Raw genomic sequence first — 22,072 nt, 5'->3', positions numbered from 1 at the left:
AATATGTATTGATTACTGATAATCGCCTAAATTCCAGTTACCAATATCGTCATCTGTACCTGGTTCGCCGTCAGGTCCCATAGAGAAAACATCCATTGCACTGTTCTCACCTGGGTTTAATAATTGGTATTCGCTACCCCAAGGGTCGTTCGGTAAGCGTTTAACATACCCACCTTCAGGGAAACGACGTGGCATAGGCTCGATATCAGTTTGAGTAACAAGTGCCTCTAAGCCCTGCTCTGTGCTTGGGTATTTATAGTTGTCCATTTTGTACATGCTTAAAGACGTTTCTAAAGCATTAATATCAGAAACCGCCTTTTGCATATTCGCGCGCTCTTGGCTGCCCATAAGGTTAGGCACGACCATACTGGCTAAAATACCTAAAATTACGATAACGACCATCACTTCTAATAAGGTAAAACCTCGAACATTTTTTACTGCTTTCATTTCTAACTTCCTATTAACGTATTTAACTGAAGAATTGGCTGTAAAATAGCCATAACGATAAATAATACAACACCTGCCATTACTACCATTAATGCTGGTTCAAAGGCTTTCAATGAAATATTCATTACAGCCTCGAATTCACGATCTTGGTTATCGGCGGCGCGCCCTAGCATATGCTCTAGCTGGCCACTTTTCTCGCCACTGGCGATCATGTGTAACATCATTGGCGGAAACAGCTTAGTTTGCTCTAACGACACCCGTAAGCTGGTGCCTTCTCTAACTTTGTCGGTTGACTCCTTAACGCTTTGTTTAATGTATAAGTTGTCGAGTACTTCACCTGATATTTTCATACTCTCTAATAGAGGAACGGCACTAGCGGTTAAAATGCTCAAGGTACGTGCAAATCTTGCGGTATTAACGCTTTTAGCGACTTTACCTATACCTGGAATAGTTAAAAAGCGTTTGTGATAAGCAAACTTAAAGCTGTCTTTTTTCAACAATTGTGACCACAACAACATTAACGCGGCGACAATAATGACAATAAACAAACCATAATCACGCAAGAAGTCACTACTGGCAATTAAGAATTTAGTGGTTGCTGGCAAGTTAGCGCCCATGTGTTCGAATTGACCAACAATTTTAGGTACCACAGCCGTTAGTAATATCGCGATAACACCGGTGGCGACTACGGTCATAATTACCGGGTAAACCAAGGCTTGAATTAATTGCGAGCGTAATTGTTGGCGCTTTTCGGTGTAATCGGCCAAACGGTCTAATACTTTATCAAGGTGACCCGACTTTTCGCCTGCTGCGACCATAGCGCGGAACAAGCGATTAAACACCTGTGGAAATTCCGCCATGCTCTCAGCCAAACCATAGCCTTCGGTTACTTTAGTACGAACAGCCATTACCATACTTTTTAAGCTATTTTTATCGCACTGCTCACCAACCGCCATTAACGACTCTTCTATCGGTAAACCCGACTCAACTAAGGTTGAAAGTTGCCTAGTGATAAGCGCTAGTTCAGCCGACGATATTTTTGTTCCGCCGCTAAAGAATGACTTCTTATTGCTTTGCTTATTTTTTTGCAAACTTGGCGTTACTTCAATAGGCATTAAGCCTTGTTCGCGAAGTAAATTACGCACATGTCTAGGGGTGTCGCCTTCGATTACCCCTTTTTTATTTTTTCCTCGGCCGTCTACTGCCTGATAATCAAATGCTGCCATAATTAAGGTTTATCTTTATCCAGTTCATTACCAAGTGTGTTTTCATTGGGTGACTATTGTTACCAAAAGTTCGATTATTAGTCTTCGCGTGTTACCCGTAATACTTCTTCTATAGTGGTTTCGCCTAACATGACTTTATCAAAACCGTCTCGACGAATACTTGGTGTTGTTGTACGAATGAATTTTTCAATTGCTTGTTCGCCTTTACCGTTATGGATTAATTCGCGCACTTGCTCGTCAACGACGATTAATTCATGAATACCGGTTCGGCCTCGGTAACCTTTAAAGTTACACTCTTCACAACCCACCGCTTTATAGATAGGCGAGTTATCATCAGGTTGTAGTTGTAATAATTTTCGTTCTTCTGCAGAAGTAGCGCAACATTCACGACAATGTGGACATAATGTTCTTACTAATCGTTGTGCTAATACACCTAATAGACTCGATGAAAGTAAGAAAGGTTCAACGCCCATGTCTTCCATACGAGTTATGGCGCCTGCGGCTGTATTTGTATGCAGTGTAGATAAAACTAAATGCCCGGTTAAACTGGCTTGTACACCAATTTGTGCGGTTTCTAAATCTCGAATTTCACCCACCATCACTACATCGGGATCTTGACGAAGTATGGCACGTAGGCCGCGGGCAAAGGTCATATCAACTTTAGTGTTTACTTGCGTTTGGCCTATACCTTCAATCGCGTATTCAATCGGGTCTTCAACGGTTAAAATATTACGTTCTTTACTGTCTATTTGACTTAAGCCAGCGTAGAGCGTGGTACTTTTACCAGAGCCTGTTGGACCGGTAACTAAAATAATACCGTGAGGTTTGTCGATAAGTTCAGAAAAACGAGCACGGTTGCCATCGGTCATACCTAAATCTTGTAAGTCTAATCGAGTCGAGTTTTTATCAAGTAAACGTAACACTACGCGTTCACCATGCCCTGTTGGCATAGTTGAAACCCGCACGTCAACAGCACGACCCGCTATTCTTAATGAAATACGACCATCTTGAGGAATACGTTTTTCGGCGATATCAAGTTTAGCCATAACCTTGATACGTGAAACCAGTAAAGAGGCTAATTTACGATTAGGTTTTAAAACTTCACGCAAGACACCATCAACACGAAAACGAATTTGCAGTGCTTGTTCAAAAGTTTCAATGTGAATATCAGAAGCATTCTCTTTAATTGCTTCACTCAACATGGCATTTATTAACTTGATGATCGGCGCATCGTCTTCGTTTTCTAATAAGTCTTCGGTTTCTGTCATTTCATCAGCAAGTGAATATAGGTCAACTTCGTTACCTATATCTTCCATCATTTGCTGAGCTTCAGAAGAATCGCGTTGATATGCAATTGTTAATAATTGTTCAAATTCAGCGGCACTTTTATAATCAAGCGTAAACGGAGCCTTTAATACTCGACGAACTTCAAGTAAAACATCGGCGTTTAGCAGCTCGGTACAAACTAGGCGTAATTCACCGTCGTCATTGGTAACTAATACACTGTTACGTTTGGCGAAACCAAAGGGTAAACGAAAACGAATACCCTCATCAGTTATGATATCGCTTGCTGTTAATTCTGAAGATTCGTCAAGCGCTGTTTCACGCTGTACTTCTTCGCTAGCAACAACGAAAGCTTGTGTTTGTGGGTCGATATTACTCATGGCTATTCTTTTTCACCCGATGTTTTATCTTCATCACGCTTTTTCATGTATTCGTCAAACGACGGCGGCAATGACAGTTGATCATTCCACTCAGGTAAAATTGGTAGCTTTTCGTCTGATAATAATTCAAGACCATCTTCTTTCTTTTGAAGCTCTAGTGCACGAATAAAGTTATATTTTTCTTTACTCAGATCATTCATTAACTTGCCATCACGTACAATAGTTGGACGTAAAAACACCATTAAATTACGTTTACGCTTAGTGTTACTGGTTGACTTAAATAAATGCCCAAGAAGTGGAATATCGCCGAGTAATGGGACTTTTTGTACGCTTTCTTGCACGTCTTCATCAATTAATCCCCCTAAAATAACCGTTGCGCCGTCATCAGCCATTACCGTGGTTTTAATTTCACGTTTGTTAATTGAAATATCAACGCCCGTTGCACCACTTACAGATGAGACTTCTTGCTCAATCGTTAATTGCACGCCACTGCCTTCGTTTATTTGTGGTGTAACTTTTAATTTAATACCGATTTCTTGACGTTCAACCGTTTGGAAAGGGTTACTGTTATTACTGCCGGTTTGTGCGCCGGTAATAATTGGCACTTCTTGACCAACAATAAAGTAAGCTTCTTCATTATCAAGTGTGGTAATACTTGGCGTTGAAAGTAAGTTCGAATTAGTGTCTGAACTTACTGCTTGAATAATTGCGCCCCAATCGTTTTTCACAATACCGAATAATGTGCCACTAACTGATCCTAGCACTTGAGCCGCTAAACTGTAGTCACCCTCGGTATCAGGCTGATCAGGATTCACTGTAACCGCACCGCTTTCTGAGGTAACGGTAGAACCTAATGTACCCTGCGTAGGTTGAGCAGCTTCAGCTGCCGCTGCAATAGAGCTTATTGGTGTAACACCATTGGTAAATTGCGACATAGCACCTGATTCGTGATACCACTGCACACCAAGATTAACCCCGTCACCTTCAAACACTTCAACAATAATGGCTTCAATAAGTACTTGAGCACGACGAATGTCTAATTGGCGAATAACCGCTTCTAACGAGCGCAACATATCTGGTTGAGCGGTAATAACTAGTGTATTGGTATCTTCATGAGCATCAATACTTACATTACGGGTTTTATTTTTACGCGAAGATGTACTACCTGAAGCAGCTTCAGCTTCAATAGATTCACTAACGCCCTGAAGTACTTTCACCATGTCTTCAGATTTAGCGTATTTTAAATGATAAACCCGCGTGTTGCCGTTTGATTCAAGCTCACTATCTAAACGTGAAACTAATCTTGCTACACGCTCGCGGGCTTTAACTTCACCACTGACAATAACACTGTTAGTACGTTCGTCAGCGACAATTGTAGGAATTAAGAAGGTCGGTGTTCCGGCGCTTTTACCCTGAGTAGATTTGTTCATAGCTTCAACTATGCGAACCATTTCGCCAGCTGATGCATATTGTAAATTAATAATTTGTACATCTTGGTCGCCTGCTTTATCTACACGCTCAATAATTTGTACTAAACGATTTACTACTGCTGCAGTGCCCGTAAGCATAATTACGTTGGCAGGATCATAGTTAACAACGTTACCACCACCGGCTTGGTCTGATAACTGGCGAAGTAAAGGGGTTAATTCACGCACGGTAACGTTTTTAACTTCTACAACACGAGTAACCATTTCATCACCCACACCAGGGTTTTCGTTACCTACCACTGGTATAGATGAGGTTTTAGCATCCTTATTACGAATAATTTTGACAACATTGTTGTCCATTTCAACTGCAGAAAAACCATAAACTTCTAATACGTTTAGAAAGAATTGATAGTATTGCTTTTCAGTCAACAGGTCGTAACTGCGCACATTAACTTTGCCACGTACGTTGGGATCAACGATCATGGTTTTTTTCAAATTTTTACCAACAATATTAATAAATTCAGCTATTTCTGTGCCTTTGAAATTTGGAGAATATTCAGCGGCATGTACATTTGCAGAGAGCAAAACACTATTGAGTAAAACTGCGGTAACAACCCCGGTAAGGCTACGCTTATACCAAGGTGCGCTTAATAATTTGCGCATTTATTATTCCTTTTATTCTAATTATCGATACTGAAAAGTATTTCTGTCATGTCACCATTACGATCTAGTAATAGTGAAACTTCGCGTTGTTCTCTTAAAGACTTTAGTGCTTGTGCTGCTTCTCGAGGTTCGGTCAAATCAAAACCATTCATTTGTACTGCTAAATCTCCAGACTTCAGACCTGCACTTTCAAAAAAAGTTGGATCTTTTGCCGGCATTAATTGATAACCTATAGTTTTGCCATCTTTTAATTTACGTGAAATTTTTAAATAGTCGGTAATTTTACCGGGATCATTCTCTAAGTCGCTGGTTAATGACTTAGCAATTTTGGTCAATGATTTATTATCACGTTGGTCAACAACCTGAGTTGATGACAATTTTAATGAATTTTTAGTGCGCCCAGGTGCCGCCTGTTTTTTATAGTTTGGCTGAACTGGCTTTACATTTTTATCAAATACTAAGCCTTCAAACATTAAAGTTTCAAAACCACCTGAAAGTTTTATAATAACTCGGTCGTTAAAAACATTTTCTAAGGTTGCACGTGTGCCAGTAATGTTTTCACCAATGCTGTATGTTTCTTGTCTGCCTGAGCTTTCAATTACTGCAGCGGCGGTTGCTTTATCGCTGCTAGCAACCACTCCTGTTAACGTTAATTTTAAACGTGTTTCAGGTGCATCTTCAATTACCTCTTCAACGCGCTCTTCTTTTTGTTGGGTAAAAGCACCAAAAAGATTTAATGCCTGAATACTTTTTACTTCAATTTGTTTTTGCGGTGTTGATGAGGCAGACACTGAGCCTTGTAATGTTAAATGAGTATTTTGAGGAGACTCAGACACACCTAGCCAAGTTATTTGTGCAAATAAATAAGCGATGTAACAAAGCAATAGCAAAATAATTACTTGAGTAATTTTTTGCTGGGGAAGCTTGGAAAGCTGTTCAGGCGCGCTTGATAGGTTATTCAATAATGTCATTTTTTATCGTTTTTTTATTATCTGCAAATTTTGATTCGCTTTGATGATACTTGACCAATCGCTTAGCAACAAGACGTCATATCCGTTTTTAACTATAATTAGTTAACAAATTGTAAAGAAATGCATTCGAACTAGCGAAAACACCACCATTGTGTTAACTTTCGGCAAATTTAAAATACCGCCATAGAGTCCAGTTTACGTCATGACTAAAAATCACGAAAATGATGCGCAAGGCAATGTATCAACCCGTTTAGATAAGTGGTTATGGGCTGCTCGTTTTTATAAAACGCGCGCCATTGCAAAGCAAATGATTGACGGTGGTAAAGTATTTTATAACGGCCAACGCAGTAAATCAGGCAAAGCGGTAGTTTTAGGTGATCGCATTACTATTAGGCAAGGTTTTGAAGAAAAGCATGTCATTGTTGTCGCTTTAGCAGATAGACGTCGCGATGCTACTTTTGCCCAAACGCTTTATCAAGAAACCACCGAGAGCATTGAAACTCGTGAAAAAAACAGTTTGGCTCGAAAGCAAGGTATTTTACTTAGCCCAGCCAGTGACACCAAGCCAGATAAGAAACAACGTCGACAAATTCGACATTTAAAAGAAAGGATATAAACAGTGGCCATGCAAAAAGATACTTTAAATCGCTATTTATTTGACAACCTACACGCGCGAGGCGAGTTAGTTAATTTAAGTCAAACTTATCAGGATATTGTTGCTCCACACAATTATTCTCAAGGCGTAAAACAATTATTAGGCGAATTAGTTGCCGCCACTTGTTTATTAACAGCAACATTAAAATTTGAAGGTGAAATTGCTGTACAATTGCAAGGTGACGGCCCAATAGGTTACTTGGCCGTAAATGGTAATAACCTTCAAGAAATGCGCGGTATAGCCCGTATGGCAAGCGAAACCGATGCTACCGCCTTAAAAGACCTTATTGGCAAAGGTAATATGATTATTACTATTCGCCCAACTGATGGCGAACCTTATCAAGGTGTTGTTGCACTTGAACAAGATACGTTAGCTGATTGTTTAGCACATTACTTTGAAGTGTCTGAACAGATACCAACAAAAATTTGGTTGTTTGCTGACGAGCAAACATCTCAAATAGCAGGGACTTTGATTCAACTTTTACCTGACAGCGGTGATAAAGAACAGCAACAGGCAGATTTTGATCACCTATGCCAATTAACCAATACCATTAAACCAGAAGAAATATTCTCCCTAGCGAGTGAAGATTTACTTTATCGTTTATATCACCAAGAAGAAGTGAGAATTTTTGAGCCACAGGCTGTCAGCTATAAATGCAGTTGTTCTGAAGATAAGTGCTTAAGTACTATTTCTCAAATAGAGCCTAGCGAGATTGAAAGCATTATTGCAGAGCAAGGGGCGGTATCAATGACTTGTGATTATTGTATGACAACATATAAATTTGAACGTCCTGAATTAGCGCAATTCATAGAGGGTAAACCGCATTAATTTAGCCTTAAATTAATTTACTTGTTAGTACGTTAGCTGAAGAATTAACCTTTGGCTAACGCATTTAACATGAAGTTGCGTTTACGGATACTTTATAAAAATAAATGTAGTTTCACAGATCTCAACATTTCCCTCTCTAATATCCTAATATTTTTTCTCCTTGTTGCTTAATACTTCTGTTTAAATAACCTGAACTCTGGATAATGAGTGCTTGATACACAAGTGAATCAAAAGCTTAGGTAGGTGGTAAAGTAAAGGCTATAGCAAGGTGAACATCACTAATTTACACCATCAATGCTTCATTTTATGCCATTTCCAAAGCAAAAGGTTTATGAATAGCGCGCTATTTATCGACGTTTTAACGCAGGTAATGGCTTAAAAGGGAGGATTGAGCAAGTACTGCTTATCCAGAGTTCTGGTTAAATAATAACAAAATGACCTCGCTTGCTATTTTGACAAATAATATTGAATTATTTGTCTATAAACTTGGAAAATTTCACCTTCCTATACTTTAATTCTACATACCCTAATTAATTAAAGAGGCTACTTTGTAAACACTATTTTCCAATTTAAACGGAGAATTAATTATTTAAGCAAACCTTTGGTGACAAGTTATTTACATTATCTTTACATGTGGTATGTTTAATCGTCGCATTCTTGCGTATCTCGTAATATATGATTGGCAAACCGTTGATATAACGGCTTTGCTCACTAAAAAGTATAAACAAGCACAACAAATGTGCATTTAGGGAGGTTCTTTGTGAATAACAAAGTAACAATTGCTGTTTCAACAGCGCTATTATCAATGGCCACTATGCAGACATCTGCTAGTACTATGCCTACGCAATATTCGGCTGAATCATTACAATCAGTCGCACCAATTTCTATTAACAAAGGTGGCACATATAATAAAAAACAAGCGAAGAAATTCCGTGCTGAAAAGAATTTAGCAGACGGTACTTATACTTATATCGTTCGCCTAAAAGACCAACCAATTGCAACCTATGACGGTTCAATTGAAGGTTTAGCAGCGACTAACCCGCAAATTGCCAAAAAATCATTATTCACATCATTGGCAAGTAGCAATAAGTCTTCACAACAAATTCGAAAAGAGTTGCGTATAGATTTAGAAGCTGCAGATACAGTAGCTTACAGCAACTACTTGGAAAGCAAACAACAAACATTTTTAAATAAAGCTTCAAGTAAACTAGGTAACAGCCCGAAAGTTACTTATAAATATAAAAATGCTTTTAACGGTATGGCGCTTCGCCTAACACAACAAGAAGCTGAAGCTTTATCAAACCTTGCCGATGTAGCTTACGTTGAACGTGAGCAAATGGAACGCATGGAAACAGATACTGGCCCAATTCATGTTGGTGCTCCTGTAGTATGGGATGGCGAAGGACAAAGCGCTATCAACATGGGTGAAGGCGTTATTATCGGTGTAATCGATAGTGGTATTAACTCTGACCATAGATCTTTCGCTGATGTTGGTGATGATGGTTATGATCATACTAACCCATGGGGTGCTGGCGTTTACGTTGGTGACTGTGCTGGTGATTTCGCATCAATGTGTAACGATAAATTAATCGGTGTTCGTTCATACGCATCTGTTACAGATAATTATGACGATGCTGATGTATTTGGAGCTACTCCACCAGCTAAAAATGGTGAAGATTACGGCGGACACGGTTCGCATACTGCCAGTACTGCAGGTGGTAATATCTTGCATGATGTACCATTAGTTGATCAAGAAACTGGTGAAGCTCAAGGCGATGGTATTAATACAACGGGATTTGAATTTGGTCAAATTTCGGGTGTTGCACCACATGCAAACATCGTTGCTTACCAAATTTGTAATCCTGGAGATCAAGGTGACACATATTCAGGTTGTCCTGGCGCTGCAATTATTGCTGCTTTAGATGATGCTGTTCGCGATGGTGTAGATATTATTAACTACTCTATTAGTGGCGGTGGTAATCCTTGGGCAAGTTCTACAGAACTAGGTTTCTTAGCAGCTCAAGAAGCAGGTATATTCTCATCAGTATCTGCTGGTAACGATGGTCCTGATGCTAACACAACCTCAAAAAATGCTCCTTGGTATACTGTTGTAGGTGCATCTACTCATGGCCGTGAAGTTGCATTTGAAAAAGAAATTGGTGGTTTTACTGGTGGCGACACTGAGCTAGAAGCCATTGAAGGTAAAAGTGCATCTGGCGGCATTACTGCTAGTATCGTTTGGGCTGGTGACTACCCTAACAGCAACGATCCTGATGGCGACCCTGCACAATGTTTACAACCTTTCCCTGAAGGTACTTTTGACGGCGAGATCGTTGTTTGTGATCGCGGTGCTATCGCACGTGTATCTAAAGCAATAAACGCTGAAGCGGGTGGCGCTGGTGGTTTTGTACTTGGTAATATCGACGGCGGTTCTAACACAGTTGCAAACGACGTTTACGTTGTGCCAGGTATTCATATTACCGCCGAAGATGGTAATGCTTTACGTACTTGGTTAGCTACAGGTGAAGGACACACAGCAACAATTACTGCTGCTGATGGTGAACTAAAAATTGGTCAAGCTGACGATATGGCTGACTTCTCTTCACGTGGTTCAAACAACACAGTTCCTGATATTATGACACCTTCTGTTACTGCACCAGGTGTTTCAATTTATGCTGCATACTCTGATGAACAATACGGCCATGATGAAACAGGAACAGCCCCTGCTGATTTCGCTTTCTTACAAGGTACGTCAATGTCAGCTCCACATGTTGCTGGTGCTGGTGCCGTATTAAAATCTGCACACCCAACATGGACAGCAGATAACATTCGTTCAGCATTAATGCTAACAGCGGTTACTGATGTTCGTAAAGAAGATGGTGTAACTCCTGCAGACGTATTTGATATGGGTTCAGGTAGTATTCGTGTGAATTTAGCACACACTACTGGTCTTATCATGAATGAAACAGCAGCAAACTATACTGCTGCAAACCCTAGTGAAGGTGGCGATCCTAAAACCTTAAACATTCCTTCAGTATCAAACGCTAACTGTGTTGGTCTTTGTGATTGGACTCGTACAGTAACTGCTACAGCTGCTGGTACTTGGACTGTTGAAGGCACTGCAATATCTGATGGTTTAGTTATTACAGCAACGCCAGCAACATTTACGCTAGCTGCAGGTGAAAGCCAAACAATAGCAATCAATGTTGATGCGATTCGTGCTGAAAGTGACGTTTGGTCTTTTGGTCAAGTTGTTATGACATCTGCCTCACACCCAACAGCTAGAATCCCGGTAAGTGTTCAAGCTTCAAATGGTAATATTCCAGATGAACTATTTTTTAATGCTAACCGTAACCAAGACAGCTTCTTAATTGAAGATGTTATGGCAGTTGAAATTACAGAGTTTACTAGTCGTTCATATGGCTTAACTAAAGCAACTCAAACTGAAGCTACATTAGCAGTTGATAGCGATAATAGTGATGCTTACGATGATTTAACTGACGGCATTAACGTTACACTTCATACAGTTCCGGCTGATGCTAAGCGTTTCGTTGCTGAAATTCTTGCTTCTGCATCTCCTGATTTAGATTTACGCGTAGGTCTAGATACTAACGGTGATGGTCTTCCGCAAGAAGATGAAGAGTTAGGTATAAGTGCTACTGGTACAGCGCTTGAAAAAGTTGATTTAGTTCTACCTGAAGCTGGTAGCTACTGGGTTTCAGTACAAAACTGGGCGGCTTCTGATAGTGAAGAAGGCACTCAAGATGCTTATACTCTAGCAACAGCTATTGTAGACGGTGAAGCAGGTGATAACTTAACTGTTGAAGCTGACTCTGCTATTCCTGCATTAACTGAGTTTGACTTACGTGTTAAGTGGTCTCTTGAAGATGCTCAACAAGGTGATGTGTACTATGGTGCTCTTGACTTAGGTACAAGCATGGAAGATGCGGGTAACTTAGGCCTAGTTTCTGTAGACCTAGTTCGCGCTATCGATGATGTAACTATCTCTAGCAATGCTGATGCATATATGGAACGTCAAGATCGTGTTGATTATGAAGTTTCTGTACTTGCAAAAACTACTCCTGGTGACCGTACTTACACTGTTAAAGCTACTGTTCCATCAAGCATGACGCTTGACGAAGAGTCTGTTACTGGCGATGCAACCATTTCAGGTAATGAAATTACTTGGACTGTAGTGCAAGAATCATTACATGGTTCAGCACCATTTTATACGATGACAACTAATGCTAACGATGCTACTTGTGGCATGCCAAACTTCGGTCAAGGTAATGGTTACATTAACCTAGCTGATTTAGGTGTAGGTATTGGTACTATCGAAGGTAACGACACTGAAGGTACTTACAATATTAGTACTAACTTCCTTGGTAAGTCATTTGACTCATTCACCGTAACTGACGATGGTTTTGTTTACTTTAGTGGTACTGCAGGTTCTGCACCATGGAGAAACCAATTATTACCTGATAGTACAGTAGCGAATGATCTAGTAGCTCCAATGTGGAGAGACGGACATATAGTGATTGGTGCTGAGAGTGGCGTATCTGTAGCTAGTAGTTCTGCTTGGGCAATTATCGAGTTTGATGACGCGATGCATTGGTTAGGTGTTAATGGCTCTGCATCTAATGGCATAGCACCAGGTGATATCACTGATAGCATGGACTTTGAAGTTGTAATTGAAAGAGCTACAGGTAATTTCATGTTCGGCTATAGCGACGTAACACACGATTGGGGCTCTGATCTTGGTGCTACAGTTGGCTATGAAGATGCAACGGGCGAAAATGGTTTAACTTCTATTTACGCTGAGTCAGTTTGGGGCGGTGCAGAAGGTTCAATTGGTACAGTTGAGTCAATCGAATCTGGTTTAGTTATGTGTTACAGACTAACAGACGTAGCATCTGATCCAACAACGTTTAGTTTCTCTACAGAAATTAACGATACTTTCAAAGGTGGTCCAACAACAGTTGTGTTAACTCATAGCACAGATGATGAAAACACTGCTGAAGTTGTTAATGATACAAGTGTTGAGATTCAAGTTGAAGGCGCACCTACAGCGATGATTACTGGTAGCACAGCTGTTGTTGAAAAAGAAAGTGTTCAACTTTCAGGTTCAAGCTCATCTGATCCAAATGGTGATACCCTTTCTTACACTTGGGTACAATTATCTGGTTCTCCTGTAAGCTTTACAGCTAACGCTGCTTCAATTAGCTTTACAGCTCCAACTGTAGATAGAGATGAAACTATCGCTTTCCAACTAACAGTTGATGATGGTAATGGCAATACAGATGCTACTACTGCTTCAGTATCAATTGTTAATAAGAAATCAAGTGGTTCATTCGGCTGGTTAATGTTATTACTTACACCGTTGTTATTTACACGTCGTAAAAAAGCGTAATTTAACAACTTAAGCTTTCTTTTAGAAAGCTTATAAAAACAAAAGCCATCAACACTATGTTGATGGCTTTTTTATTACCTATACTTTAATGTCATACATTTAAGCCACCCCTTTACTGAATACATTTTTATTCAGTGCAGCATTAAGCTGCGAAGTACCTAGGCTATTATTGCATTGTGTTCTATCTCAATAGCCCGTGATTACGGTTTTCACACCTTAAGTTAGCTAGTAAAACTAGCCACACAGCTCTAGCGATGAATTAATAAAAACTCTATGTCTCAAAAGGGTAATGATCATCTACGCCACTTTACTAAGCTTTAGATACACTTGAGTATCAAGCACTCATTATCCAGAGTTCAGGTTAAATACAAGCAAGTATTATTAACATTAGCAGCGCTCGAATAAGTAAACAAAATGGTGTGAAATTAACTTTGTGAAGTGCAAAACATAAGCGGGTTAACTGTACCATTGGCTGGAATCCTAATAGGGCTTACTTAATTTAAGTGACCGCTGAATAAAACACGCTATTAATGCAAAGTTAACTATGCTGATTTCGCCATTGAACATTTATAATACTTTTTGAAGATTAACCTCAGAATAAATTGTTCTCAAAGACATTCCATTGACTAAACACACTGACATGTAGACAATAAAAAAGCAGACCTGATCTCTCAGCTCTGCTTTTTGTATTACGCTATTTTATTGTTTTAAAAATGAATTGTTGTGCCCAGAAATACGCCATCAAATTCAATATTAGTATATAGATCGTTTAAGTCGTCTAACTCTAACTTAACCGCTCGATAACCTGCATTAAGATTTACATCTACAGCAAGGTTATCAATAAGCTCATAACTAACGCCAACTTCATAGTCGTATAACGTGTGATCATCAATTGATAAAAAGTTACCTTGAGCATACAAGTTAAAGCCTGTTAAAGGTAAGCCAACATTTGCACGAGCATATAGCATAGGTACAATTTCAGTTACTGAAATACGACCAGATGTAGACCCTTGGCTTGCTTGCGCTGAAACAGTAACATCGCCGTCAAAATCGCGACCAGTTAAACCTAAATCAAATGAAAGTAAATCGTTATCAAATAACTCATAATAGAGTGTGTAATCAACATAAGTTATGTTGAAGTCTGCATTAACATTAGCATCTTCACTAAATGTTTCACCTTCAAATTCGAATTCTGTTGTTAGTGTTGTATTGCCTTCAGTTTCTAATGAAGTAGAGGCAATACGTACATTTGGAATTAGCGGAATTGGGTGTTCAAAAGCAATAAAGAAACTATTTTGTTTCTGATCCTCTAGATTAAAATCAACTAGAGAGCTGCCGTCACCGAGTGTACCTGAGGCTTGATTATCCCAAATTTGTCCGCCTAGATATATCCCCAAAGCATCAGCCTGAACATTAGTTGATAAAATTGTTGCAAGTGTTACTGCTAGTGCTATTTTTTTCATGTTTAACTACCCTTGACTCAATAAGTCGTTTAAATCGATCAGTGCAGCATTAGCACGTGATATGTAATTTGCCATTACTAAAGAATGATTAGCAAGCATGCCAAAACCATCGCCATTTAGTACCATTGGGCTCCACATGGGTTCTTGGCTTGCTTCTAATTCACGAATAATCTGCTGTACGCTAACTTTCGCATTTTTCTGTTCAAGTACATCTTTAAAATCTATTTCAATAGCTTTTAAAAAGTGTAATAAAGCCCAAGTAGCTCCTCGGGCTTCGTAAAATTCATTATCAATATCCCACCAACTTGTATTAAGTTGCATACTTGTTGAACCCAACGTTGACTGTTTAGCAACACTATCACCAGCTAAATCAACATTAATTTGTTCACGCCCAACACTGGCACTTAAGCGCTGAGAATAGCTCCCTAAACGTTTAGTAGCCTCCTGTATCCAACCACGAAGGTTGTCAGATCGTGCATAAAACTGCGCCGACTGATTATTAACTTGAGATAATGCAGTTCGGTATGCGTAAAGCTCATTAATCGCTTTTTGATATTCACCTTCAGCACTTGGAATAGCCCAACTTGTATGATCAATATTAAGCTGTGGTTGTGCCACTTTTAAATTTTTATTTTCTGCTGATTGAGACTGTGAGCGACTAAATTCTTGGCGCATCACCAAGGCCATGTCTCTGATCATCTCTAATGCACCAAACTCCCACGCAGGAATATTATCTAAAAATACTGACGGCGGTAAAGCATCGTTAGATAAGTAGCCACCGGGTTTGTTTAACAAGGTTTCCGTAACTAAAATAAGCGTTGTAGTTGTAGTATAGCCTACTACAGGACTAACGCCTTCGGCTGTTGCCGCTTTAGTCACCTCAGTACGAATATCAAATTGTTCTGGCTCAAAACTCCAATAAACACCCAGTAGGTACAGCACAAAAAATAGTGCTAAAAATGCTGAAACAACAGCTTTGGTTGAAATATTAACTTTCATAACGACTCCTAGTGGTGATGGTGTTTTTTCTGCTTAAGGCCTTTAACTGTATAGCTAACGTCTATGCTCGATTCATTGTCAAAATGTAGCGTAATAATAAGGTTTTCTTTGGCTTTTAATGGCTGTTTCAAATTAAAAATCATTAAATGAAAACCCGACGGCTGAAAAACAGTACTATCGTTAGCTAAAATGTCTACATTATTGAGCTGACGCATACGCATTAAACCATCAACCATAGTATGTTGATGAAGTTCAATACGATCGCTCACCGTGCTTGTTGCTGAAACAAGACGAATATCGGTTGCTGAAGCGTTTTTTATTGTCATGTAAGCTGAAGAGATAGTCGTACCAGGAATACTTTCTCTAGCATAACCATCTTCTACTACAATATTATGATTTTCACTGGCAGACACATTATTAAATAACGAGATATTCAATAAAACTAACAGTGACATTACAGGTATGAATACATTCCTCATAAGCTGCTATACATCCTTTTTATTCATATTATGATTCTTAATTACCATTGTAACTAAGCTGAAGGGAAATGGATAACTTAATTGTTTTAAAAGAGCATATTGCTGGATTTATTGCTTTGTTTGCCATAGTTGATTACGCAGGACTTACCAGATTTTTCAATAACTTTTACCTTCTCTTTTTATTAGCACAGTTATAAATTTATCGCTGTGCTTAACAATACGTCTAATAATCTAGAACTTAACATTGCACTGGGCGCTTATCTCGAGCAAGTAACCAAATAACAAAAGCGATTAAAAATATTGGCCAAAAAACGCCAAGCAATAGCATAGCGCCACCACCTAATACCAACATAGCAATAAAAATTAAGGTTCCGAATACACTCATTGCTATCGCTAAAGCCACTAAAACAAGCAAGACAACCACTAAAGCTGAAAAACTTATCGCTTTTAAAGGCTCGATAACTTCTGCATCCATGTAAATATCTACATTAAGTAACTCCATAAAGCTAACACCTAAAGCATAGGTTAAAAACAGGGTCGCAAAAATAGCTAAACATAGTGATTTAAAAAATGACATTACTTGCTCCTTTGTATATCAGATTAATTTTAAGCTTTATTAGGTATTAATAATGAAGCAACAATATAAGCAACCCCAGTGGCTACCGGAAACATTAATAAAGCAAATATAGCTCCAAGCCTTACCGCCAGACGCGGCAGTTCGTAATGTCTTGCAATACCGCCACAAACACCTGACAACTTTTTATGTACTCGGTCTTTAGTTAACGTTTTATGCACTGAATATTCTCGTTGGTAACTCATAATTTATTCCTGTAGCTCAGCGGGTGAGCATTTATAATTTAGCTAAAAATTTATCGTGTTCAGATTAGAACTCATCACGGGTGCCTTTATATAACACCCGTTAATAGGATTAACCATTAGCAACTTTTTGCTTTAATTGCTCAAGCTCTTGCTCAACATTTTCATCACTTTCTAAAGCACGAAACTGACTATCGAGATCATTTGATGAGGTCATATCGTAAGCCTCAACCTCAGCTTCAACACGGTCAATTTTTTGCTGATATCGTTCAAATTTATTAATCGCTTCATCAATATTATGAATTACTGCTTTTTCACGTACTTTTAAACGAACTTCAGCAGATTGTTGGCGAAGAGCAAATGCTTCTTGCTTACGTTTTGCCTCTGATAGCTTATCTTGTAAACGTTGGCTATCTTGTTGAACCGCAATTAAATGCTCATCAATTTGAACTAGTTCTTCATTAAATTCAGCGAGTTTTTGTGTGCACGTTTGCTTTTCTACTAATGCTGACTTAGCAAGATCTTCACGGCCTTTGGTTAAAGCCAGTTCCGCTTTTGTATGCCAATTAGTAACACGATTTTCCATGTCACGAATATTGCGCATAATTGTTTTCTTTTCAGCAATATATTTTGCCGCTGATGAACGAACTTCGACCAGTGTTTCTTCCATTTCATTAATGATCAACTTGATCATTTTTTCTGGCTCTTCAGCCTTATCTAACATTGCATTGATGTTAGCGTTAATAATATCGGTAAATCTTGAAAACATGCCCATGGTGTTTCTCCTATTAATACTTCGTCGTTTGTGGTTTTGATAAATTTGATTTTTTTGGCTCAATAACAGCAGCTAACTCTTGAGTTTCTTCAGTGCTGAACTTCATTGAAAATCGATTTAGCTCAGCTTTGATTGAATGCGATAACTCTGCAGATAAATCATGAAGCACTTTTTGTCCTTGTGCTTGTACTGTTGCTGCTAAGCTTTTTTCTAGTGACACTTCTTGTGCAGAAGTAGTAGCTGTAAGTAGCAACGTACAAGATAATAAAACGGTGCTTAATATGTGTTTAGTTTGTAATAGTTTCATTATTTATATCCTTGTGTAAGTAACATGAAATGTGATTATTCAACTCATCATGTTGGTAACTGATATAGGTATTACAAGTGCTGTGCCAAGAAGTGAATAAACTGTAAACAACTGTTAATTAATGATTTAATAAAACAGTGTTTGAATGAAAAAAACAAGACATATTATGTCGGACTAATAATTGGTCAATTTACGCACCTTAAATAGTGAAAATGACCAATTATATTTTTTAACTTTCGGGAGGGAAATTAGCATGAGTGGCTAAGCTCTATTTAGCCGTTTTCGGATCTATTTTTAATCATTAAAACGACAAGTATTAGCTATGCTTTACTTATAGCATCTAGAAGCTGGAAGATATTAATTATTTACTTTGAGGCGCGATCAACTTTTGTATTTGGTAAAGCTCCCCACTCACTCCAAGAGCCATCATATACTCGCACTGCTTTTGACCCAGTAATGTCTGCAGCTAGGGCTAATATACAGGCCGTAACACCTGAACCGCACGTCATGATCATAGCTTTATCTTCACGATTAATTTGCGTAAATATTTTTTTAAGTTCTTCTGGTGACTTGAACAAGCCTTCTTTTAATAGGTCGCTGTAAGGTAAGTTTTTCGCATTTGGCATATGTTCACTTCGAACACCTGCACGAGGCTCTGCATCTAAGCCTTTAAATCTTCGGCTTCCCCTTGCATCAAGTATAAGCTCCTCTTGAGATTGTGTTTGAGTTTCAACATATTGCCAATCACAAAAGAAACTATCCCGTTGGTTAGCAGTAAAGTCTCCTTCAGCAATATCTTTAGTCATATTTGATGTTATAGGTTCCTCTATAGGCTTTTTCAGCTTTATCCACATAGGCAAGCCACCATCTAAAACAGCAACTTTTTTATGTCCCATAGCTTTAAACATATACCAAGCTCGTGCGGCAGAAAACACCCCTAAGTCATCATAAACCACAATCTGACTTTGCTGACTAATGCCAAGCACTTTGGCTGCTTGTTCGAAATGTTCAATGCTCGGCATAGTGTGTGGCAGTTTGCTATCAGGATCAGAAAAATCTTTATTTAAGTCGAAGCAACGAGCGTTTGGTATTCTATGATCTGGCCAGCTATATTGTGGTGCAGCCATATTACCTATAGGGGGAATACTGGCATCGAGTACCACTAAGTCTTTGCTACCAAGTATTGCGTGTAAATCTACACAGGAGATTAATTGTTGAAAATTCATCATAAATTAAACCTAACGGAAATGTTCGGTAAATATATGCAAAATTAGCTGAGTTCTGTAGCAAAGTACAGTAGTTAACAACAGGGAATTAAGTGTTATGGGGTAAATAGAAATGTAAACAAGAAATAAAATTACAAGAACATTTAACGCTTAACTTTCATGAATAGCTCACATTAATAGCGTAATAATAAAACCGCTACTGCTATTGAGATGTAATAGCAATAACGGTTATTTTCCTTGTTCTAAATGAGCAACAATAAATGAAGTGGCTAGCAAACAAATACTAGGTAACATAAATAGAGTAAATAAAATGGTTAAACTTGGCATTGCATCAATCCTTTTAAGCTATTTTTAACGCCGCACTTTAGATGTGCTATTAGTTAAGTAGCGTAAACTGTTACAAAGGTTGTGCCAAAGATTGAAAAAACAATTAAGCTTTTGATTTAAAGACTAATTTATTTTAGTCGCAAATAAATCAACAAGTATAAAAATATTAAAAAAACGCTGAAGTGGTTAAATTTACTAATTTATAGTGAGATTTGTGCCAAAAAACTTATAAAGAAAAAAGACGTTCATACCGTAAAAATTTCGATATTTAAGCGTAATGCTAAATTATAGAAACCGAGAATAAAGCGAAGGAATAAAGCGAAGGAATAAAGTCAAAATGTAAAATTGAAAAAAGCATTCTCCTCCATTACCGAATAACCGTTTGTCGATAATGGAGTTTTAAAACTTGCAGAGCTAGCAGCTCTTATACGTTGGTAGTTAACCTGAACTCTGGATAAGCAGCACTTGCTCAATGCTCCCTTTTAAGCCATTTTCTGCGTTAAAACGTCGATAAATAGCCCGCTATTCATAAACGTTTTGCCTTGGAAATGGCATAAAATGAAGCATTGATAATATCTATTCGTGATGTTCACCTGGCTATAGCATTTACTTTATTACCTAAGCTTTTGGTTCACTTGAGTTTCAAGCACTCATTATCCAGAGTTCAGGTTAGTTAATTATTCGTCAGAAACAACTAAATTTGGTCTAAATTTGGGTTAAGCTGCAATACTTTCTCGAATGCTTGCTGCAATACCTCACCACCAACATTTTCACCATTGGCATTTTCACTTAAATAACGTCGAAATTGCTTCGCACCTGCCAAACCATTACATAAACCAAGCATATGTCTGGCAACATGCCACGCTCTGCCACCGCTAGCAACATGGCGGTCAACATATTCAATCATTTCGTTTAGAACAACTTGGCGCGATTTTATCTCAGTATTTGCCTGCCAAATTTCATTGTCGGCTTGGGTTAGCATATAAGGGTTTTGATAAACCTCACGACCAATCATTACCCCATCTAAATGTTGCATATGATCATTTGCTTGTGCAAAAGTTGTAATACCGCCATTAATAGAAATTTCAATGTTAGGAAAATCTTGTTTAATTTGATGAACACGTTGGTAATCTAAGGGCGGAATATCTCTGTTTTGTTTAGGGCTTAAACCACTTAACCAAGCTTTACGCGCATGAATAATAAAATGCTGACACCCTGCTGCGCTAACGGTTGTTAAAAACTGATGCAGAAATTCGTAACTGTCAAGATCGTCAATACCAATACGAGATTTTACAGTTGTAGGAATGTTCGTTGCATTTTGCATGCTGGCAACACAATCAGCCACAAGTTGCGGTTCAGCCATTAAACAAGCGCCAAACTTACCATTTTGCACACGATCTGACGGACAACCAACATTAATGTTGATTTCATCATAGCCCTGCTGTTCAGCAATTTTTGCACATTCTGTCATCGCAGCAACATCACTACCACCAAGCTGCAATACCAAAGGATGCTCTGCTTCGTTATAAGCTAAATAATTACCTTTACCATGCAATATTGCACCTGTTGTTACCATTTCAGTATACAACACGGTTTGTTTCGACATTACGCGATAAAAATAACGACAATGACGATCTGTCCAGTCGAGCATAGGTGCAATGGAAAGTTTGTGAGAAATCATAAAGTGATAAAAAACCTTTAAGTTTAATGCGAATATAGCTGTAAATTAGTACAACGAGAATATTTGCTAATTATAAAGGCTTTGGGGATGCTAAACAAAAGAAAAAATTCTCCGTTTATCTTGGCGATTTTATCTTGTTACTAGCTTATGCATGTTCTGTAAGCTTTGCTCTTAACTCTTCGTTAGATTGACTCAAAATGGCAATATCGGCCAGCGCTATTTCTAATTCAGCTTGTACTGCCAACATTTTGTTTATTGTTGCATTTTTATCTGCTTGAGCAGCCGTTTCACGTGCTTTTACTTTCGCTAATTCAGCTTTAGTATCTTCAAGCAATGCCAATAAACGCACCACATCTTTATTCTCTGTAAATACTTGATCACTGCCTATTTTGGCTTCAATGGGTTCATCAGCTTCAATAAAGTTATCGGTTTTATTCACTAAATATAAAAATGCTAACCTTAAAATAAAAAACAAAATCGTGAGGCATAGCACTGAGCCGTATTGAAATGAGTGCTCAGTTAAAGCTTCCGTTAACTTTTCACTAAAGCTACCGCTAAAAACTACAAGCGTAATAAAAAATTGATTATGCCAGGCCAGTGCAATTAATGCATAAACCAAAATAAAATTAGGTGCTTGGTTTTGTGAGCGATTAAAAACCAGAACAGATTTGAGAAAGCTTGAAAACATAAAAATCCTTTTTTAAAAAT

General features: G+C 38.4%; 18 protein-coding genes. 3 read left to right on the top strand and 15 right to left on the bottom strand.

Features of this window, described 5'->3' with window-relative positions; genetic code table 11:
- Positions 1 to 12: 12 nt before the first annotated feature.
- The 5 genes from gspG to gspC form a co-directional block, all read right to left on the bottom strand.
- A complete protein-coding gene (gene gspG, locus AC27H3_RS14540; protein ID WP_085306146.1) occupies positions 13 to 447 on the bottom strand; it encodes a type II secretion system major pseudopilin GspG in 435 nt (144 codons plus the stop codon).
- Between the two features lie 2 nt (positions 448 to 449).
- The gene (gspF, locus tag AC27H3_RS14535; protein ID WP_487107271.1) at positions 450 to 1,673 is read right to left on the bottom strand and encodes a type II secretion system inner membrane protein GspF; all 1,224 of its coding nucleotides are present in this window, start codon (positions 1,671 to 1,673) and stop codon (positions 450 to 452) included.
- A 77-nt stretch (positions 1,674 to 1,750) separates the two neighbouring features.
- The gene (gene gspE, locus AC27H3_RS14530) at positions 1,751 to 3,235 is read right to left on the bottom strand and encodes a type II secretion system ATPase GspE (protein WP_487107328.1); all 1,485 of its coding nucleotides are present in this window, start codon (positions 3,233 to 3,235) and stop codon (positions 1,751 to 1,753) included.
- Positions 3,236 to 3,339: 104 nt separating this feature from the next.
- Entirely contained in the window at positions 3,340 to 5,427 is a 2,088-nt protein-coding gene (gene gspD / locus AC27H3_RS14525) for a type II secretion system secretin GspD (protein WP_487107269.1), read from the bottom strand.
- 17 nt (positions 5,428 to 5,444) lie between these two features.
- Positions 5,445 to 6,398, bottom strand: a complete 954-nt coding sequence (gene gspC, locus AC27H3_RS14520; RefSeq protein ID WP_273313952.1) for a type II secretion system protein GspC — start codon at positions 6,396 to 6,398, stop codon at positions 5,445 to 5,447.
- Between the two features lie 202 nt (positions 6,399 to 6,600).
- On the opposite strand from gspC, the gene hslR reads away from it, so the two are divergent.
- The 3 genes from hslR (at position 6,601) to AC27H3_RS14505 (ending at position 13,291) form a co-directional block, all read left to right on the top strand.
- Entirely contained in the window at positions 6,601 to 7,014 is a 414-nt protein-coding gene (hslR, locus tag AC27H3_RS14515; protein WP_273313950.1) for a ribosome-associated heat shock protein Hsp15, read from the top strand.
- Between the two features lie 9 nt (positions 7,015 to 7,023).
- On the top strand, positions 7,024 to 7,881 hold the full coding sequence (gene hslO / locus AC27H3_RS14510; protein ID WP_085306204.1) for an Hsp33 family molecular chaperone HslO: 858 nt from the start codon (positions 7,024 to 7,026) through the stop codon (positions 7,879 to 7,881).
- A gap of 760 nt (positions 7,882 to 8,641) precedes the next feature.
- Positions 8,642 to 13,291, top strand: a complete 4,650-nt coding sequence (locus AC27H3_RS14505; RefSeq protein WP_487107267.1) for a S8 family peptidase — start codon at positions 8,642 to 8,644, stop codon at positions 13,289 to 13,291.
- 707 nt (positions 13,292 to 13,998) lie between these two features.
- On the opposite strand, the gene AC27H3_RS14500 is transcribed toward AC27H3_RS14505, so the two are convergent.
- From AC27H3_RS14500 to AC27H3_RS14455, 10 genes are all read right to left on the bottom strand, one after another.
- Entirely contained in the window at positions 13,999 to 14,754 is a 756-nt protein-coding gene (locus AC27H3_RS14500) for a TIGR04219 family outer membrane beta-barrel protein (protein WP_487107265.1), read from the bottom strand.
- Between the two features lie 6 nt (positions 14,755 to 14,760).
- Positions 14,761 to 15,753 carry a DUF2333 family protein gene (locus tag AC27H3_RS14495; protein ID WP_487107263.1) on the bottom strand — a complete coding sequence of 331 codons (993 nt, stop codon included), beginning with the start codon at positions 15,751 to 15,753 and terminating at the stop codon, positions 14,761 to 14,763.
- Between the two features lie 8 nt (positions 15,754 to 15,761).
- Entirely contained in the window at positions 15,762 to 16,232 is a 471-nt protein-coding gene (locus tag AC27H3_RS14490) for a copper chaperone PCu(A)C (protein ID WP_273313265.1), read from the bottom strand.
- Between the two features lie 238 nt (positions 16,233 to 16,470).
- Positions 16,471 to 16,809, bottom strand: coding sequence for a hypothetical protein (locus AC27H3_RS14485; protein WP_273313266.1), 339 nt, complete (start codon positions 16,807 to 16,809; stop codon positions 16,471 to 16,473).
- A gap of 29 nt (positions 16,810 to 16,838) precedes the next feature.
- Positions 16,839 to 17,051, bottom strand: coding sequence for a PspC domain-containing protein (locus tag AC27H3_RS14480; RefSeq protein ID WP_273313268.1), 213 nt, complete (start codon positions 17,049 to 17,051; stop codon positions 16,839 to 16,841).
- A gap of 109 nt (positions 17,052 to 17,160) precedes the next feature.
- Complete coding sequence (pspA, locus tag AC27H3_RS14475; RefSeq protein WP_085306158.1) at positions 17,161 to 17,823, bottom strand: phage shock protein PspA; 663 nt, start codon at positions 17,821 to 17,823, stop codon at positions 17,161 to 17,163.
- Positions 17,824 to 17,836: 13 nt separating this feature from the next.
- Positions 17,837 to 18,130, bottom strand: a complete 294-nt coding sequence (locus tag AC27H3_RS14470; RefSeq protein WP_487107260.1) for a hypothetical protein — start codon at positions 18,128 to 18,130, stop codon at positions 17,837 to 17,839.
- A 365-nt stretch (positions 18,131 to 18,495) separates the two neighbouring features.
- Entirely contained in the window at positions 18,496 to 19,359 is an 864-nt protein-coding gene (locus AC27H3_RS14465) for a sulfurtransferase (RefSeq protein ID WP_487107258.1), read from the bottom strand.
- A 1,018-nt stretch (positions 19,360 to 20,377) separates the two neighbouring features.
- Complete coding sequence (gene dusA / locus AC27H3_RS14460; RefSeq protein WP_487107256.1) at positions 20,378 to 21,364, bottom strand: tRNA dihydrouridine(20/20a) synthase DusA; 987 nt, start codon at positions 21,362 to 21,364, stop codon at positions 20,378 to 20,380.
- 145 nt (positions 21,365 to 21,509) lie between these two features.
- Positions 21,510 to 22,052, bottom strand: coding sequence for a hypothetical protein (locus AC27H3_RS14455; RefSeq protein WP_487107254.1), 543 nt, complete (start codon positions 22,050 to 22,052; stop codon positions 21,510 to 21,512).
- Positions 22,053 to 22,072: the final 20 nt, after the last annotated feature.

The organism is Colwellia sp. NW0002-52-1 (assembly GCF_057550865.1).
Note: the sequence above shows the minus strand (reverse complement) of the source record. Positions and strands in the feature narration are given on the sequence as shown.